The organism is Kocuria coralli (assembly GCF_008831305.1).
GTDB classification, from domain to species: domain Bacteria; phylum Actinomycetota; class Actinomycetes; order Actinomycetales; family Micrococcaceae; genus Kocuria; species Kocuria coralli.
In genome coordinates this window covers 48,196-65,311 of the sequence record NZ_ML708613.1, presented here as the reverse complement: position 1 = coordinate 65,311, position 17,116 = coordinate 48,196, and the positions used below count along the sequence as shown (strand labels likewise).

General features: G+C 66.1%; 17 protein-coding genes. 7 read left to right on the top strand and 10 right to left on the bottom strand.

Annotated elements, in window-relative coordinates; all coding sequences use genetic code 11:
- Positions 1–164: 164 nt before the first annotated feature.
- The 5 genes from FCK90_RS04600 to erm all read right to left on the bottom strand — a co-directional run bounded on the left by FCK90_RS04600 (position 165) and on the right by erm (position 5,102).
- The gene (locus tag FCK90_RS04600) at positions 165–1,541 is read right to left on the bottom strand and encodes an FAD-binding oxidoreductase (RefSeq protein WP_158033129.1); all 1,377 of its coding nucleotides are present in this window, start codon (positions 1,539–1,541) and stop codon (positions 165–167) included.
- Positions 1,541–2,896, bottom strand: coding sequence for an MFS transporter (locus tag FCK90_RS04595; protein WP_158033128.1), 1,356 nt, complete (start codon positions 2,894–2,896; stop codon positions 1,541–1,543). Before FCK90_RS04595 ends, FCK90_RS04600 begins: the two co-directional genes overlap by 1 nt.
- Positions 2,897–3,032: 136 nt before the next feature.
- Entirely contained in the window at positions 3,033–3,719 is a 687-nt protein-coding gene (locus FCK90_RS04590; protein WP_158033127.1) for an MOSC domain-containing protein, read from the bottom strand.
- Complete coding sequence (locus tag FCK90_RS04585) at positions 3,716–4,327, bottom strand: flavin reductase family protein (RefSeq protein ID WP_246179990.1); 612 nt, start codon at positions 4,325–4,327, stop codon at positions 3,716–3,718. The genes FCK90_RS04590 and FCK90_RS04585 overlap by 4 nt, the downstream gene beginning before the upstream one ends.
- 13 nt (positions 4,328–4,340) lie before the next feature.
- The gene (gene erm / locus FCK90_RS04580) at positions 4,341–5,102 is read right to left on the bottom strand and encodes a 23S ribosomal RNA methyltransferase Erm (protein WP_158033126.1); all 762 of its coding nucleotides are present in this window, start codon (positions 5,100–5,102) and stop codon (positions 4,341–4,343) included.
- A 351-nt stretch (positions 5,103–5,453) separates the two neighbouring features.
- On the opposite strand from erm, the gene FCK90_RS04575 reads away from it, so the two are divergent.
- From FCK90_RS04575 to FCK90_RS15680, 4 genes are read left to right on the top strand one after another with little or no spacing between them, the layout of a single operon-like run.
- Positions 5,454–6,431 carry an ABC transporter substrate-binding protein gene (locus FCK90_RS04575; RefSeq protein WP_158033125.1) on the top strand — a complete coding sequence of 326 codons (978 nt, stop codon included), beginning with the start codon at positions 5,454–5,456 and terminating at the stop codon, positions 6,429–6,431.
- 7 nt (positions 6,432–6,438) lie between these two features.
- Positions 6,439–7,494, top strand: a complete 1,056-nt coding sequence (locus FCK90_RS04570) for an iron chelate uptake ABC transporter family permease subunit (protein ID WP_158033124.1) — start codon at positions 6,439–6,441, stop codon at positions 7,492–7,494.
- A complete protein-coding gene (locus tag FCK90_RS15685) occupies positions 7,491–8,555 on the top strand; it encodes a FecCD family ABC transporter permease (RefSeq protein WP_246179988.1) in 1,065 nt (354 codons plus the stop codon). Before FCK90_RS04570 ends, FCK90_RS15685 begins: the two co-directional genes overlap by 4 nt.
- Positions 8,552–9,340 carry an ABC transporter ATP-binding protein gene (locus tag FCK90_RS15680; protein ID WP_343029886.1) on the top strand — a complete coding sequence of 263 codons (789 nt, stop codon included), beginning with the start codon at positions 8,552–8,554 and terminating at the stop codon, positions 9,338–9,340. Before FCK90_RS15685 ends, FCK90_RS15680 begins: the two co-directional genes overlap by 4 nt.
- Before the next feature lie 73 nt (positions 9,341–9,413).
- Here the strand turns inward: FCK90_RS15680 and FCK90_RS04560 are convergent, their stop codons facing one another.
- Together FCK90_RS04560 and FCK90_RS04555 are read right to left on the bottom strand one after the other, a co-directional pair.
- Positions 9,414–12,026 (bottom strand): replicative DNA helicase, encoded by a 2,613-nt coding sequence (locus FCK90_RS04560; RefSeq protein ID WP_246179987.1) that lies wholly within the window; start codon positions 12,024–12,026, stop codon positions 9,414–9,416.
- 414 nt (positions 12,027–12,440) lie between these two features.
- Positions 12,441–12,809: a hypothetical protein gene (locus FCK90_RS04555; protein ID WP_158033122.1), complete on the bottom strand. Its 369-nt coding sequence runs from the start codon at positions 12,807–12,809 to the stop codon at positions 12,441–12,443.
- A gap of 131 nt (positions 12,810–12,940) precedes the next feature.
- Between FCK90_RS04555 and FCK90_RS04550 the strand changes: the two genes are divergently transcribed.
- The 3 genes from FCK90_RS04550 to FCK90_RS04540 all read left to right on the top strand — a co-directional run bounded on the left by FCK90_RS04550 (position 12,941) and on the right by FCK90_RS04540 (position 15,446).
- Entirely contained in the window at positions 12,941–13,456 is a 516-nt protein-coding gene (locus tag FCK90_RS04550) for a MarR family winged helix-turn-helix transcriptional regulator (RefSeq protein WP_158033121.1), read from the top strand.
- Between the two features lie 152 nt (positions 13,457–13,608).
- The gene (locus tag FCK90_RS04545; protein ID WP_158033120.1) at positions 13,609–14,772 is read left to right on the top strand and encodes a CE1758 family FMN-dependent luciferase-like monooxygenase; all 1,164 of its coding nucleotides are present in this window, start codon (positions 13,609–13,611) and stop codon (positions 14,770–14,772) included.
- Positions 14,769–15,446 carry an FMN reductase gene (locus FCK90_RS04540; RefSeq protein WP_158033119.1) on the top strand — a complete coding sequence of 226 codons (678 nt, stop codon included), beginning with the start codon at positions 14,769–14,771 and terminating at the stop codon, positions 15,444–15,446. The genes FCK90_RS04545 and FCK90_RS04540 overlap by 4 nt, the downstream gene beginning before the upstream one ends.
- Positions 15,447–15,599: 153 nt before the next feature.
- On the opposite strand, the gene rplI is transcribed toward FCK90_RS04540, so the two are convergent.
- The 3 genes from rplI to FCK90_RS04525 form a co-directional block, all read right to left on the bottom strand.
- Positions 15,600–16,049: a 50S ribosomal protein L9 gene (gene rplI, locus FCK90_RS04535; RefSeq protein ID WP_158033118.1), complete on the bottom strand. Its 450-nt coding sequence runs from the start codon at positions 16,047–16,049 to the stop codon at positions 15,600–15,602.
- 20 nt (positions 16,050–16,069) lie between these two features.
- Entirely contained in the window at positions 16,070–16,306 is a 237-nt protein-coding gene (gene rpsR / locus FCK90_RS04530) for a 30S ribosomal protein S18 (protein WP_047688597.1), read from the bottom strand.
- Between the two features lie 148 nt (positions 16,307–16,454).
- Positions 16,455–17,066 (bottom strand): single-stranded DNA-binding protein, encoded by a 612-nt coding sequence (locus FCK90_RS04525; protein WP_158033117.1) that lies wholly within the window; start codon positions 17,064–17,066, stop codon positions 16,455–16,457.
- Positions 17,067–17,116: the final 50 nt, after the last annotated feature.

The following is a 17,116-nucleotide window of genomic DNA, read 5'->3' as shown; positions in this document are numbered from 1 at the left end:
TGTACGGAGCGCGGGGAGGGGGGATCCAGGGTGGTCACCCGTCCATCTTAGATGTATGTATTTGAACTGAAATAATCCATGCTCGTCCGTGACCCGTCGCTGTTGTCCCCGATCAGAGCATGATCGGGGACAACAGCGACGGGTCGAGCCGCGAGTCGCAGGTTCTAGTCGAAGACCTTGCCCGGATTCATGATGCCGTTCGGGTCGAACACCGCCTTGACCTCCGCCTGCAGGCGGTAGGAGTCCTCCCCGAGCTCGCCCTTCAGCCAGCGTCGCTTGAGAAGGCCGACGCCATGCTCCCCGGTGAGGGTCCCCCCGAACTCGGTCGAGGCCTCGAACATCTCGTCGGCGGCCGCCCATACCTCCGGCGGCACGTCCGGGCCGTCGAAGATGAAGGTGGGGTGCAGATTGCCATCGCCCGCATGCGCGATGGTGGGGATCCGCACGTCGTGGCGGCGGGCGATCTCTTCGATCCGGGCGAACATCTCCGGCATCCGCGAACGCGGCACCGCAACGTCCTCGACCAGCATCGTCCCGGCTGCCGTCAGCGCGGGGTTCGCGCTGCCGCGGATCCTGAGCAGCCCCTCGGCCTCGGCCGGGTCGTGGGAGAGCGTTCCCGTTCCTCCGTTCTCCTCGACCAGCTGCAGGGCACGTGTCCCCGCGAGGGCGCCGGTGCCGGCATCGAACTGGACCAGGAAGTAGCTCCCGCCGGCGCTCGTGCCGAGCAGATTCTCGAACACCTCATGGCCGAGGTAGTCGCGGATGAGGTTCAAGGTGGCGGCGTCGATGAGTTCCATCACGGAGGGCCGCAGGCCGGCCGCGGTGATCGCGGCAGAGGCCGAGGCCGCCGCCTTCACATCGGAGAACAGGGCGCCGAGCGTCATCGTCTCGCCCTTCGGTGCGGGCAGCGCCCGCACCGTGGCACCGACGACGATCCCGAGCGTCCCCTCGGACCCGACGAAGAGCGCCGTGAGGTCGTATCCGGTGACGCCCTTGATGGTCCGGCGCCCCGTCCGCAGGAGCGTCCCGCCGGGGAGGACCACGTCCAGGGCCAGCACGGCCTCCCTGGTGACCCCGTACTTGGTGCACACCAGCCCTCCGGCGTTGGTGGCGATGTTGCCCCCGATGGTGGAGATGTTCTTGCTGACCGGGTCGGGGGCGTACCAGAGACCGTGCTCTTCGAGCGCCCGGTTCAGATCCGCGGTGATCACGCCGGGCTCGACGACGGCGTATTCGTCCTCGGCCGAGATCTCGAGGATCCGGTTCATGCGCTCGACGCTGACCACGATGGATCCCTCGGTGCCGACGGCGCCTCCCGCCAGCCCGGTTCCGGCCCCGCGCGGTACGACCGGGGTCCGTGCGGCGTCGGCGATGCGCATCGCCTCCTGGACCTCCTCCACGGTCCTGGCCTCGACGAGCGCCAGCGGGCTGCCCTCGGCCACCCAGCCGGAGCGGTCGGTGCGCATGGCCTCCAGCCGGTCCGGTGCGGTGGTGACGACGTCCTCGCCCAGGGCGTCGAGGAGGGTCTGGACGACGCCCATCAGTGCCTGACCTCCTGGAGCTCGGGGGAACCGCCGACGTCATCGGCGTGCAGCATGCTGCGACCGGCCGTCTCCGGCATCTTGAGCGCGATCACGACGAGCAGCACGACGACCGCCAGGACCACCATGTAGATCGCCGGCGCGAAGAGCAGGCCGGTCTGCGTGATCAGCCAGGTGGAGATCAGCGGCGCGGTGCCGCCGAAGACGGTATAGGAGACGTTGAAGCAGATCACGGTCCCGCTGACGCGGTTATGGGTGGAGAAGGACTCCAGGATCCGCACGGCGAAGACCCCGTAGAACATGCCGAAGATGACCCCGATGACGCTCTGGCCGGTCAACGCGCCCCAGAAGGTGGCGTTGCCGGCGAGCCAGAAGGCGGGCAGGTAGAGCACGATCGCGGCGGCGATCATCGCGAAGAGCACGGGACGGCGGCCGAACCGGTCGCCGAGCGCCCCGCCGAGCCAGAAGCTCACGAACGCGATGGTCAGCGCGATCCCGTTGCTGATCAGGGCCTGGTCCTGGGGCAGCTCGACCGTCGTCGTGAGGTAGCTGACCATGTAGCCGCTGAGGGTGTAGAACCCGAGGGCGCCGACGGCGGAGAGCGCGAGCGCCTGGATGATGGCCTTCTTCGACGAGGACCTGGCGACCTGGGTCTCGTCCTCGGCGGCCTTCGCCGCCTCGAAGACCGGTGACTCGCTGATCTTCGAGCGGATGTAGAGCCCGACCAGGGCCATGGGGCCGCCGATCAGGAAGGCGATCCGCCATCCCCAGGACTCGTAGGCCTCGGTGCCCAGGCCCGCGATCAGTGCCCACACGATGATCGCCGCGGCCACGGAGGGAAGGGTGGTGAAGCTGTAGGTGAAGGACACGTACAGCCCGCGCTTGCCGCGCGGCGAGTGCTCGGCGACGAAGGCGTTCGAGGTCATCGTCTCGCCGGCGGCGGAGAAGCCCTGCAGCAGCCGGCAGAGCACCAGGAGAACGGGGGCGAGGATGCCGATCTGCTCGTAGGTCGGCAGCAGCCCGATCGCCATCGTCCCGGCGCCCATCATCACGATCACCAGCACGAGGACGCGGCGCCGCCCGATCTTGTCCCCGAGGAGACCGAAGACGATGCCGCCGATCGGCCGGATCGCGAAGCCCACGGCGTACACGGCGAAGACGGAGAGCACCCCGGCCACGGGATCCTCGGATGGGAAGAAGAGCTTGGCGAGGACGGCGGCCGAATAGGCGTAGATGACGAAGTCGTAGAACTCGACGAACTGCCCGATGGCCGAAGAGGTGATCACCCGTTTCAGCGAGGGGGCGGCGCCGTGATCGCCGGGCGCCGGTGCCTCTTCGCGCGATATCGAGGTCATGGTGATTCCAATCAGTCAGGTCGTGGCAGCCCGAGGCGGCCACGGCGATTCCGGTGAAGTGCCGCGTCATCGGGGCGTGGGCGCCCAGGGGACCTGAGCACCGGGTGCATGCGGCGGACCGGTGACGGATCGGGCCTCAGCTCATCGTGGCCGGTGCTCCCACGCCCAACGGTCCTGCCCGGAGCACCTTACAGCCATAGCCCAGCAGGGCTCCCGGTCGGAGCCGCTTGAGCAGGGAGGCGTCTCGATGCCCCGTCACCGGGTGGTGGTTGATGACCACGCAGCGATCCAGTTCCCGTTCGAAGCGGAGCACGACCTCGCCCAGCACCAGCCGGCTGCCCGGGACGGCCTTGAGCGGAGCGTCCCGGTCGTCGATCACCACGTTGGCGCGGTAACGGTCGACATCTCCGGGCAGCCCCGGGAGCTCCGAGCGCAGCAGGACGCTGACGGGCGAGGACCAGAGGAAGCTCCCCGGTTCCCCGGCGCGGGCGAGCAGGAGCCGCTGCCCCGCCGCCTCCGACAGGTGCTCGGCCAGCCTGCCGCCGAAGATCCTCGCCGGGACCCTGCGCGTGTAGTAGTGGACGATCTGCTCGGCGCCCTGGAACAGCACGTCCCGCTCCACGGTCGGCAGGTCCTCGGATCCCGCTCCCACACCGACCATCGAGGGGTGATCGGTGGCCCGGATGCAGCGGAGGTCCGAGGTGACGGGCGACCACAGGCGGTCGCCCGTCACGCCCCCGGCCTGCACCTCGATGCGGTCGGGGGAATTCCAGGACAGGCCTTTGACGGGCACGAGCCCCAGGCGCTCCACGGCGGGGGTCATGATGTCGTGCCCGGCACGCCGGGCCGGCCGAGGTTCACGGTCCGCCCGTAGGTGACATACCGGGAGCCGCTCAGGCGCCCTACCGGATCCAGCCGTTCCTCGGCGGGCCGGTCGCCGTCGAGCATGGCTTCGTCGACGACGGCGGCCACCACCCTGCCGAGCACCAGGACGGAATCACCGACCGGGATCACCTCGTGCACCGTGCACTCCAGGGCCGCCGGCGTCTCGGCCACCCGGGGCGGACGGACCTGTTGCGACGGTGCCGGCGTCAGGCCGGCCAGCCCGAACTCATCGACCTCCGGGCCCACCCTGGCCGCCGTCGCATTCATCGGCTCCAGCAGCGCATGCGGCACGAGATTCACGACGAACTCCCCCGTCGCCTCAACATTGCGCAACGTATCCTTCCGCCCCACGGACGTGAACTGGACGATGGGCGGATCTCCCGAGGCCACCGTGAAGAACGAGTGCGGGGCCAGGTTGGCCCTGCCCTGCTCGTCCACGGTGCTCACCCACGCGATCGGCCGCGGGATCACCAAGCCCGTGAGCAACCGGTACGGCGCACGACCTTCGAGCTCGGTCATGACGAAGGTGCGATGGGTCGGCGTCATGGGGCGAGTGTAGCTAGGGCAACCGGCGCCAGAGTTCCGCCCACTGCTCCGCCGCCAGGTCACGCGGGAGGGCCCGGCGGGGGCAGCCGACGTCGTCCAGGAGCAGGCGAGCCTCACGGACCGATAGCGACGACGCCGCCGCGAGGATCCGGGCGAGGTCCGCCCCGCGACCGGTGAAGACCCTCTTTACGAAGGCCTCATAGGCCGCGCGCTCGGCAATCGGGATGAGAGGCGGGCCACGACGGACGATCTCCAGGATGCCGCCGTCGACGCTGGGCATCGGCCGGAAGCCCGACGCCGGCACGCGGCCGTGCAGCGTGAAGCCGAACCAGGGGGCCGCCTGGGCGGTCATCATCGTGGCCCCGCCGACGCCTGCGCGTTTACGCGCGACTTCCCACTGGGTCATGACGACCGCATGCGTCCAATTGCGACTGCGCAGAAGCCGCCGAAGCAGAGGGGTCGTGAGGTGGAACGGGAGGTTGCCGACGATCACGGGAGCGGAGGCGAGATCGGCTCGCAGGGCGTCCTCGTGGAGGATCCGTGCACCAGGGAATGCCTTGCGCAGGCGCCTGACCCGGTGCTCGTCGATCTCGACGGCGGTGAGGGGCCGGCCCAGCCGTGAGAGCGGGCCTGTCAGGGCGCCGTCGCCGGGGCCGATCTCGAGGATCGCCCCGTCCGTGGCAGCGGTGATCTCGACGATGCGCTTGATCGTGGGCTTGTGGGTGAGGAAGTTCTGGCCGAGTTCGTGTCGGCCACCGGAATGGGATCGGGGCATGAGTGCGCTCCAAGAAGTAAGAGGAGCACCTCGGCATGCCGGAGCACCGTGCATTCAATGATTCAGCTGCGCGTACTCGACCGAGGTGCAGGACATCTCGGGAGTGACGGCGCGCTCACGCCAGGCAGTAGAGAACGGGTGACCGCGCCGTCAGCGGCGGCGGTCGCGCTCTACGTAGGAGCGCCCCATCACGAGCGCGTAGTTCGTATATGTAGCCATGGGGATCAGGGTATACGACAGACCGCGGGGCCGGGACAAGGGCTGATGCCAAATCAACTAAGGTTTTCCTAACCTAAGTTATCCTGCTACCGTCTCGGGCGAACAATCCGCACTCATGAAAGGGGTGTCGCTGTGAAGCGTGGAGCCCTGCTGTCCCTAGGTGCTGGCGCCCTCCTGCTGTTGTCGGCCTGCTCGAATTCCCAAGGCGGGTCCGAGGCCGAAGGCGCTGACGGCGGGGCATCCGCTGGCGACTCGGGAGCCGTCACCCTCTCCCACCCGAGCATCGACGGTCTCGAGATCGAGTTCGAGCAGCAGCCGGAGACCCTGGTGATGGACTGCTACGCGTACAGCTCGCTCCACGAATACGGCCTGGAACCCGACGCCCTCTTCGGCTTCGGCTGCGACGACCCCACCATCATGGGCGATGCAGATGTCTCCGGTATCGAGAAGGTCGGCTCCGACGGCGAGATCGATATGGAGAAGCTAGCGCAGCTCCGTCCGGATGCAGTGATCGGAAACGGCAGTGAGGACGGCTGGTCCTGGTTCGACGAGGACGTCAATGCACAGCTGAAGCGCGTCGCGCCCTTCGTGCCCCTTCCCTCCACGGACACCGTGGACGAGAACATCTCCGCCACCCGTGAGATCGCCGAGTTCCTCGGAGCGGACGTCGAGACGGACGCCATCGTCCAGGCCGACGACGATCTCGCGCAGGCCAAGGAAGACTTCACCGCGGTCCTCGGCGACAAGGATCTCGACTTCCTGCTCGCCAGCCCCACCAAGGAGGCGCTCTACACCGGCGTGGGCTTCCCGCAGGCCGACCTGCTCCAGGAACTCGGCGCCAACATCATCGGCCCCGACAAGCCCGCCGAGGGCAACCCATGGGGCGAAGTCGCCTGGGAGGAGGCTTCCACCTACCCGGCCGACGTCATCCTGATCGAGTCCTACGACCCGGAGGCCCCCTTCAGCGCCGAGCTCTGGGACACCCTCCCGGCGGTGGAGGCCGATCAGGTCTCCGGCTGGTACTCCAAGGGCGCCATGACCAGCCGCAACTACGCCGACTGGCTCTCGGATCTGGCGGAGAAGACCGAAAACTACACCTCGGTCTCCTAAGCCGCCGATGTCGGCTCCGCCCATCAGCCGAACGCCACCCGCCTCAGAGCCAACCCGCCTCCGCGATCATCGCAGCGCCCGATTCTGGGGAGCACTGATCATCGGGGCGCTGTGCCTGATAGCGCTCACGCTCAGCATGCTCGTGGGGTCGCGCGCGATCTCGCCGGCAGAGGTCTGGCACTTCCTCATCAATCCGGATGCGGGTGATCCCGTCTCCCAGGTGGTGTGGCAGTCACGTGTCCCCCGCACCGCGCTCGTCCTCGTGGCGGGCGCGGCGCTGGGGGTCGCGGGAGGCCTCATGCAGGCCGTCACCCGCAATCCGATGACGGATCCAGGCATCCTCGGCGTCAACTCGGGCGCCTCCCTGTTCGTCGTGGTCGGGATCGCCTTCTTCGACGTCACCGTGATCGCGCAGTACATGTGGTGGTCATTCGCCGGCGCCGTCATAACATCCTTCGCCGTGTTCATCATCGGCAACACCGGCCCCCTGCGCGGCAACCCCATCCGGATGACCCTGTCCGGGGTCGCCCTGGGCGCGGTCCTGAGCGGCTTCACCTCCGCGGTCCTGCTGACCAACCCGGCTACCTACGAACGCATGCGCGGCTGGTCGGCGGGTACGACGGCGTCCCAGCCTCTCGATTCCGTCCTCGCCATCGCGCCCTTCGTCGTCATCGGACTGGTGATCGCCCTGACGAGCACCCGGGCCCTCGACGTGCTCGCCCTGGGAGAGGCCAATGCCGTGGCCATGGGGGCCAACCCCAACCGGACCCGCCTCGTCGCGCTCATCGCCATCGCCCTGCTCGCCGGAGGAGCCACAGCCGCGGCGGGGCCCATCGGCTTCATCGGGCTCATGGCACCGCATGTCTCCCGCATGTTCGTCGGACCGCACCAGGGCTGGATCATGTGCTACTCCATCCTGCTCGCCCCGGCGATCCTCGGCTTCTCCGATGTGCTCGGACGCGTCATGACGGAGGGCGAGGTGCCGGTCGGCGTGGTCACCGCGTTCATCGGTGCCCCCTTGCTGATCTACATGGTCCGCCGATTCCGCGTTCCGGAGGTGTGACGATCACGAACACCGACCTCGACTTCGGCCGCCGCATCCTCCGTGTCGGCCCCCGCGACCGACCGTTCCTGCTGGTCGGCGCCCGTCCCGCCGTCATCACCGCTTGTATCTGCGCGGCCGCCGTAGTCCTCGCGATCTATGGTGCGCTGTCCGGATCAGCGGAGATCACGGTGGCGGAGGGAATCGCCGCACTGCGGGGGCAAGGCGACAGCTTCACGACGATGATCGTCCTCGAATGGCGCGCCCCGCGTATCCTCATCGCCTTGGTCCTCGGGGCCTCCCTGGCCATCAGCGGGGCGATCTTCCAGAACCTCACCTCCAACCCGCTGGGCTCCCCCGATGTCATCGGCTTCCAGACGGGTTCGTACACGGGCGCGCTCATCGTCATGCTGGTGCTCGGCGGGGGGTCTATCGCCACGATGACCGGTGCTCTGGCCGGGGGCATCGTCACCGCCTTCGCCGTTTTCTTCCTGGCTTCGAAACGCGGATTCGCCGGAGGCGTGCGCCTGATCATCGTGGGCATCGGCGTCAGCGCCATGCTGGCGTCCCTCAACGTGTGGCTGCTTCTGACCGCCACCGTGGAGGACGCCATCATGGCCAGCCTGTGGGGCGCGGGCAATCTGTCGGGCACTTCCTGGTCCACGTTCGCGCTCGCCTCATCCGGATCGGTCCTGTTCATGGTGGTGGCAGTGCTCTTGGCCCGCCCCATGCGGCTTCAGCAGATCGGCATCCCCTTCGCCACGGCCCTGGGACAGAATGTCCGGATCGTCCAGATCGTCGCCATCGTCGCCGGTATCGGGCTGACGGCACTGTCCACCGCGACGGTCGGCCCCATCTCGTTCATCGCCCTGGCGGCGCCCCAGATCGCGCGGAGGCTGACGAAGACGGATGGCCTGGCCTTGGCCCCCACCGCGGCGGTCGGCGCCTTCCTGCTGCTGCTCGCCGACGTCGTCGCCCAGCGCATCAACCCCGATTCGCCGCTCCCCGTCGGTATCGTCACGGTGTCCATAGGCGGGGCGTATTTCCTCTGGCTGCTGATGAGAGAAGGTCGAAAGAAGTGACCCGCCTGACGAGCCATCACGTGGAGCTTGCCTACGGCGAGAAAGTCGTCTGCTCCGATGTATCCATCGAGATTCCGGATGGCGAATTCACCGTGATCGTCGGCCCGAACGCGTGCGGGAAGTCAACGCTGCTGAAGAGCCTCACCCGGTTGATCAAGCCATCCAAAGGCTCCGTGGTGCTCGACGGGCGGGCGTTGCATGAGATGCCGACGCGTGCTGTGGCGAAGCAGGTGGGTCTGCTGCCGCAGGGCCCCGTCGCTCCCGACGGCATCCGCGTCATCGATCTGGTCTCGCGCGGGCGTTACCCGCACCAGAGCCTTCTCAAGCCTTGGTCTCCCGAGGATGAGGCGACGGTCGCCGCCGCGATGGAGGCGACCGGCGTGCGTTCCCTGTCGGGCAGGCTCGTCGACGAGCTCTCCGGTGGTCAGCGCCAGCGCGTGTGGATGGCCGTCGCCCTGGCGCAGGACACACCGATCCTGCTCCTGGACGAGCCCACCACGTTCCTCGACGTCTCGTACCAGATCGATCTGCTCGAGCTCTGCCGCAACCTCAATCGCACCCGGAGCCACACGCTCGTCGCCGTACTCCACGATCTCAACCAAGCCGCCCGCTACGCCGATCACATCATCGCGATGAAGGACGGAGAGGTCATCGCCACCGGGACGCCCCATGACGTCATCACCGAGGAGCTCGTCAGTACGGTTTTCGGCGTGAACGCCCGCATCATCGACGACCCGGAATCAGGGAGCCCTCTGATGATCCCGCGGTGGCCCCATCTCTCGTAGGGGCGGTTCAGCAACTCAAACGCTTCGTCTGCTGGATGGCTCGACTGTCGTTTAGGGGGTCGGTTCTCCGGATTTAGAATCCCTCGTGCGCCATGTTCGCGAAACGTGAGTAGTGCCCCTGGAATGCCACAACGATGGTCTTGGTCGGGCCGTTACGGTGTTTTGCCACGATCACATCCGCCTCGCCCGCCCGGGGCGACTCTTTGTCATAGACGTCGTCCCGGTGCAGCAGGATCACCATATCCGCATCCTGCTCGATCGAGTTGTGAACGGTAATCCCATTGGCCACGAAGTTATGAGTACCCACCACGGTGGCGTCGAACACTTCTTCTTCGCCGTCTAGCTCAATGCTCTTGATTCGATCCCAGAAGACGTCATTAGTAGCCTCGAGATCCAGCTCCTTGGAGTCCAGAATCTCGGCGATTCGTGCAAGCCGCTGCCTTGAGGGAGCGGACTTGTAGAGAGTTGACCCGCAGTACTGATTCCCCAGTGCCGCCTGGAAAGCCCGCGCCGTCATCCCGGTCGCCGTCATGACCCCGCGGACCTTGTCCCATACCTCGATGGGCACAGTATCCACATTGGTATTAGGTCGCTTACTAGACAGCACTTCAGACAGACGTTCGGCCTGTACAGCACGTTCGCCGAAGACCCCGACCTCCTGCAAAAAACGCCTCTGATCATCCACTCCGTTAATGTCCAGAGTATATCCCTGTCGATACATTTCTTTGAGGTTCGAATAACGAATACGGCTCATGATTCCAAACCTCAACAATAACTGAGACACATCATTGATGAGTTGAAGTGAGGTCGAAGCGTAGTATACTCTGCCCTTCTGCTGGCTTTTATCAAGAGTCACTGATCCGTCGGTAGCCCATAGGTGGCTCAAGAACAATGCAATCTGACGCTTGGGCAAGGCAAATACATCGGCGGGAACGAATTTCTGCCAGCTACGCTTGTCGAACAGCCCAAGCTCGTCCATCCATTTGGCAATCGGGTTACGCCTCCCATGAGTCAACCTGAACGGTGCTGGGAAGCGAATAGTCGTGCATCTCGCCACGGAATAGTCATCACGCACGGTGGTGATACCGAAGTGCCGCGCTGCGTCCGTCACGGCGGCAATGTTCAGTTCATCCCTCGTGGCGTAACGCACAGGCTGACGCTTTATACAGGAACCATCCCCGATGAGATGCGCCAGAAGAATGATCTCCTGGTCCTCCCAATGGACCCGTTTACTAGGCCCGTTGACATGCCGAGGTGCTGCCAGCCGGGCCCCCTCCGTCAGCTCAGAGAGTGGCATCCAGCCCTCATAGGTAAAGAACTTGTGGTTCGCCGTCGCCCTGATCTCACGCCCGGAGGTGAGCTTCAAGCGATAGACGGGTTTCACTCCGGTGGAGAACACATGAGTTAGCGGCCTTTCTACATACCGCATGCTTTCATCGAGAGTCCAGACTGGAACGTCACGAGCTCCGGATGCATACAGCTCACCCATGGTGGTCTCCGCACCCGTATCAGCGCGCAGAATCCTCGTGTCGGCGGGGAGGCATCCTGATTCACGAAGGTCCGAGACCATTGGCCTCTTATCCGTGCGCTGCTCAGAACCACGGTTCAGCTGCGAAAGTGCGATCACCGGGACATCCAGTTCCTTGGCGAGCAGCTTCAGGGCACGCGAGAACTCCGAGACCTCCTGCTGACGCGATTCCACCTTTTTGCCGGAACTCATCAGCTGCAGGTAATCCAGTACCACCAGCTGCAGGTCATTCTTCTGCTTCAGCCGCCGGCACTTGGCGCGGATCTCCATCAGAGACATGTTCGGCGAGTCGTCGATGAACAGCGGCGCGGAGTCCAGCTTGCCCATGGTAGATGCGATCTTCTGCCATTGCTCATCCCGCAGGACGCCTTTGCGCAGGTCCTGCAGGTTCAACGTGGCCTCTGCGGAGAGAATCTTCAGCGCGATCTCGTTGCGCGCCATCTCGAGCGAGAAGATCGCCGTCGTCATGTTGTGCTTGATCGCCGCTGAACGTGCAATATCAATGGCGAACGTAGATTTGCCCATCGCCGGGCGGGCGGCGACGACGATCATCTGGCCGCCTTGCAGGCCGTGGGTAAGCTCGTCGAACTCCACGAATCCGGTGGGCACGCCCTGCATCCCCGACTTGCCGCCGGCGGCCTCGATCTCCTCGACCGTGGCCTCCACAACGTCCTTGAGCGCCACGTAGTCCTCGGCATTGCGGCGCTCGGCCACGGTCATGATCTCGGACTGCGCCTCGTTGACCAGGGTCTCCACCTCGCCGTCCTGCGAGTACCCCAGCTGCACGATCTTGGTCCCGGCGCCCACGAGGCGGCGCAGCACAGCGCGTTCTTGGACGATCTCCGCATAGAAGCCCGCGTTGGCCGCGGTGGGGACGGAGGAGATGAGCGAGTGCAGATAAGCCGCGCCGCCCACATGGTCGAGTTCGCCGCGCTTGGTCAGTTCGTCGGCGACCGTGATGGCGTCCGCAGGCTCGCCCTTGCCGTAGAGGCTGATGATCGCCTCGTAGATCGACTCGTGCGCGGGCTTGTAGAAGTCCGCGCCCATCACCACCTCGACCACATCTGCGATGGCGTCCTTGGACAGCATCATCCCGCCCAGCACGGACTGCTCGGCAACGTTGTCATGCGGGGGTGTGCGCACGAGATCTTCGGCCACGCTCAACCTTTCGAGGGTTCCAGGACGACGGTCGCTGTCGTCCTGACCACCATTGTCACCCATGGGTCAGACGTGCCAGTCCGCGAGGGCCACCGACGGCGGACCAATTCCCACAGCCTGTGGATAACGTGTGGAATACGTGTGGGGATCGCCGGGCGCGGATGTGGGTAGAAAGTGCACAACTTCCACAGCCCTGTGGATAGAGTGCACTCTCAAGCATGACTTGACCTTTACATTTTCCCTAGTCAGGCAAGTTCATGCGCGAAAATCACACGCTGAGCGGAGTTTTCCACAGGTCTTGTCCACACCCATTCTGGAAATGTGCACAGACCCGCAACCCCAGCTTCCTACTGACCAGGGATCGCCGTTCCACCGAGCATCCACAGCCCCCTGACCACCGGGGATCGGGCAGCCTCAGAGCGTCAGCAGCGCCTGCAGCAGGAGCAGCAGGGTGGCGGGAGAGACCAGCACCGTCCCCAGCAGCACCAGCACGTTCCACGGCCGGTGCCGGCGATACGTGATGCTGCTGGCGAGCGCCGTCAGGAACGCCCCGACGTCTGCCAGCGTGGCCAACAGCAGCCCTCCGATGAAGCTGATGCTCATCGCGGCACCGGATCCCGTGTTGCCCAGCACGAAGGCCAGCACGAAGCTCACCAGCGACAGTGCCCATAGACCCAGGGCCACCGGAAGGAGGCGGTGTTCAGCTCGGCGCCGGCGGCGCGGGCTCTCATCGGCATTGCCACCGCGGTCGCTGGATCGGGAGTTGATTCGGGACGGACTCACGCCCAGCATCCTGACACACCCCTCTGGAAACCCGTCACCGCACCCGCCTGATCCAGGGTTCTCGCGACATCTATTGAGTCACCTGTCATACATACTTGAGTGACATGTCACCTGATACCTAGACTCGAGGTATGACCACAGCGGCAACCGGGGACTTAGCGGCCGACAATGATCCATCAGACCATCAGCCACACTGGCTCAGCGACGAACAGCAGTGCATCTGGCGCAACTGGCTCGCCGCGAGTTCCCGTGTTCCCGCACGCCTGGGACAGCAGCTGCAGCAGGATTCGGGACTGTCCCTGCAGGACTACGAGGTCCTGGTGACGCTCGACGAGGCCCGTAACAGCTCGTGTCGCATCACCCAGCTGGCCGGGATGCTCGAATGGGAGCGCTCGCGCATGTCCCACCACCTCACCCGCATGCAGAAGAGGGGTCTCATCCGCCGTGGAGCCTGTCCTGACGACGGCCGCGCCCAGCTGGTGGAGCTGACCGACGTCGGCCGGGCGGCCCTGGAGAACGCCGCCCCCGGTCACGTGCGCGCCGTCCGCTCGGTGCTCTTCGAGGCCCTCAGTGACGACGACGCCGCCGAACTCGGCCGGATCACCGCGCTCATCTCGGCCCACCTGGACGCGCAGGAATGCCCCTGACCTGACTGGATGGACGGCGGGACCGCAAGCCGACCCCTGAATCAGGAAGGTACTTGACGTGTCACCCAGTCTGCCGCATAATAATAGGTGATACGTCACGTAAATGGTCCAGAAGACTCACTCCCGTGACAGCCTGAGCAAGGAGCGACACCATGCAGTTCGGCATTTTCAGCGTCGGCGACGTCACCACGGACCCGACCACCGACACCACGCCCAGCGAGGCCCAGCGCATCCGGTCGATGACCAGGTATGCGCTCAAGGCGGAGGAGGTGGGCCTGGACGTCTTCGCCACCGGTGAGCACCACAACCCGCCGTTCGTTCCGTCGTCGCCCACCACGCACCTGGCCTACCTGGCCGCCCAGACCAATAGGCTCACGTTCTCCACGGCCACCACGCTGATCACCACCAACGATCCCGTCAAGATCGCGGAGGACTACTCGTTCCTGCAGCACCTCTCCGGCGGGCGTATCGACCTGACCATGGGCCGGGGCAATACCGGACCGGTCTACCCGTGGTTCGGCCAGGACATCCGCAACGGCATTCCCCTGGCCATCGAGAACTACCATCTGCTGCGCAGGCTGTGGCGCGAGCCGGTGGTCAATTGGTCCGGCAAGTTCCGCACGCCCCTGAACAACTTCACGCTGGCTCCCGCCCCGCTGGACGGCGTGCCTCCGTTCGTCTGGCAGGGCTCGATCCGTTCCACGGAGATCGCGGAACAGGCCGCGTATTACGGCGACGGCTTCTTCCACAACAACATCTTCTGGAATATCGAGCACACCGCCGCCATGGTCGGCCTCTACCGCCGTCGTTTCGAGCACTACGGCCACGGCACCGCCGACCAGGCGATCGTGGGGCTGGGCGGGCAGTTCTTCGCCGCGGATACCGAGGCGGAGGCCAAGCGGATCTTCCGCCCCTACTTCGACGACGCCCCGGTCTACGGTCACGGCCCGTCCCTCGAGGACTTCTCCCGTGCCACCCCGCTCACCGTCGGCACCACGGAGCAGATCATCGAGCGGTACCTGGGCTATGCCGACGACGTCGGGGACTTCCAGCGTCTGATGTTCATCGTCGATCACGCCGGGCTGCCCGAGTCGATAGTCCTGGAGCAGATCGAGATCCTGGGCCGGGAGATCGTGCCGGTCCTGCGAGCGGAGTTCGAGCGCCGTCGTCCCGCGCACGTGCCCTCGGACCCGCCCACCCACGCCTCCCTGGTCGCCGAGGGCCCCGACTCGCCCCACCGCAAGGTGATCAACGCCGTGGTGCCGGAGGCTCAGGACGAGGCCGCCGGCTCCGGGGCCTCCAGGACGTCACGATGAGCCGCCGCCTCGTCGTCGTCACCGCGGGACTTTCCAACCCCTCCACCACGTCCCTGGTCGGCGAGCGCCTCGCCGATGCCGTGAGCACTCAGGTGGCGGGGCGGGGCGAGAACGTCGACGTGGAGTACATCGAGCTGCGCGAGCTTGCGGTCGGCCTGGCGCACGCGCTGACGACGGGCGGGCTGCCGGACCCCGCACTCGACGAGGTCAAGCGCAGGATCTCCTCCGCCGACGGCATGATCGCGGTGACCCCGGTCTTCAATGCCTCCTACTCGGGGCTCTTCAAGACGTTCTTCGACGTGCTGGACCAGGACGCCCTGGTGGGGATGCCCGTCCTGATCGCGGCCACGGCCGGGACGCCGCGGCACAGCCTGGTACTGGACTACGCCCTGCGCCCTCTGTTCGCCTATATGCGCGCCACGGTCCTCCCGACGGGCGTCTTCGCGGCCACGGAGGACTTCGGCTCGGCGGACGGCGCGGACCTCGAGCAGCGCATCAACCGCGCCGCTGCGGAAATGGCCACGGCCCTGGTCTCCACCCGGACGGGCGTGGAAGGGCTTCTGCAGGAGCACCTGGATCAGGACGGGGCATCCGGTCGGTCCCGCGACGGAGTCGGCCTCCAGCCGCCGGTCAACGATTTCGCCGCACTGCTGCACGGTCACGACGGCTCCTAGCCCGCCCCGCAGCGCCGAGTAGTGAGTTGGGCCGCCCATCGAAGCTGATGGGCGGCCCAACTCACTACTCGGCGGAGGGAAGAGAAAAAAGCAGAAGCACCCCCGGCCACATGTGGCCGGGGGTGCTTCTGCTCGATCAGCTATTGCCTGGGATCAGGCGGAGACGACCTCGAACTGGACGGTCGCGTTGACGTCCTCGTGCAGACGCACGTTGGCGGAGTAGGTGCCAACGGTCTTGATCTGCTCGCGGATCTCCACGCGGCGCTTGTCGATCGAGCCCAGGCCCGCGGTCTCGACGGCGGTGGCGACCTGGTCGGCCTTGATGGAGCCGAACAGACGGCCCTCGGCACCGGTCTTGGCCGGGACCTGCACGGTGGTGCTGCTCAGCTTGGCTGCCAGCTCCTGAGCGTCCTCCAGGGAAGCCAGTTCGCGGGCGGCACGGGCGGCCTTGATCGATTCGATCTGCTTCTCAGCGCCCTTGGTCCACTGGGTTGCGAACCCGCGGGGGAACAGGAAGTTACGGGCGTAGCCGTTCTTGACCTCGACGACGTCACCGGCCGAACCGAGGCCGGAGACCTCGTGAGTCAGGATGATCTTTGCCATGAGTTCTGGTTCCTTTCCGATCAGCGGCCGGAGCCGGCGTAGGGAAGCAGAGCGACCTCACGGGCGTTCTTGATCGCCTGGGCGATCTTGCGCTGCTCCTGGACGGACACGCCGGTCACACGGCGGGCGCGGATCTTGCCGCGATCGGAGATGAACTTGCGCAGCAGCGCAACGTCCTTGTAGTCGATCTCGGTCACGCCTGCAGCCTTGAGGGGGTTAGCCTTCGGCTTGGGCTTGCGAATTTCGTTCTTCGCCATCGTGGTGCTCCTTCTGAAGCGTGGAGCCCGCAGCTGGACTGCGGGATGGATATTGTCTGCGGATCTGCGATCCGGAGGGTCAGCGGGCGCCCCTCTGCGAGGGCACCGCATCGGACCGGGTGGTAAGGCCCTGTCAGCGGGCCACCGATCAGAACGGCGGTTCGTCGTCCTGGCTGGTCCCCCAGTCGTAGTTGCCGCCCGAGGACTGGCCCCAGGGGTCGTTATGGCCTCCGCCGCCCTGCTGGCGGCCACGGCCGCCTTGGTTGCCGCCGAAGCCACCGCCCTGCTGGTTGCCGCCCTGGCCGCCGCGGTTTCCACCGAAGCCGCCGTCGTCGTAGCCGCCGCCACCCTGGTTGCCACCGCCGCCGAAGTTGCCTCCGCCGCCACCGCCACCACGGGAGTTGCGGTTGACCTTGGCCGAGGCGAAGCGCAGCGAGGGGCCGACCTCTTCGACGTCGAGCTCCATGACCGTGCGCCGCTCGCCTTCCTTCGTGTCGAAGGAGCGCGAGCGCAGACGGCCCTGGCAGATCACGCGGGTGCCCTTCTGCAAGGACTCGGCCACGTTCTCCGCCGCCTCCCGCCAGACCGAGCAGCGCAGGAACAGGGTCTCCCCGTCCTTCCACTCGTTGGACTGACGGTCGAACTGGCGCGGGGTCGAGGCGATCGTGAAGTTCGCGACGGCCGCACCCGACGGGGTGAAGCGCAGTTCGGGGTCTGCGGTCAGATTGCCGATAACGGTGATGACTGTGTCGCCAGCCATGGGGTTCCTCCGGATCGAGTCGCGGTCAGGTGGTGATGATCCCTGGTTCG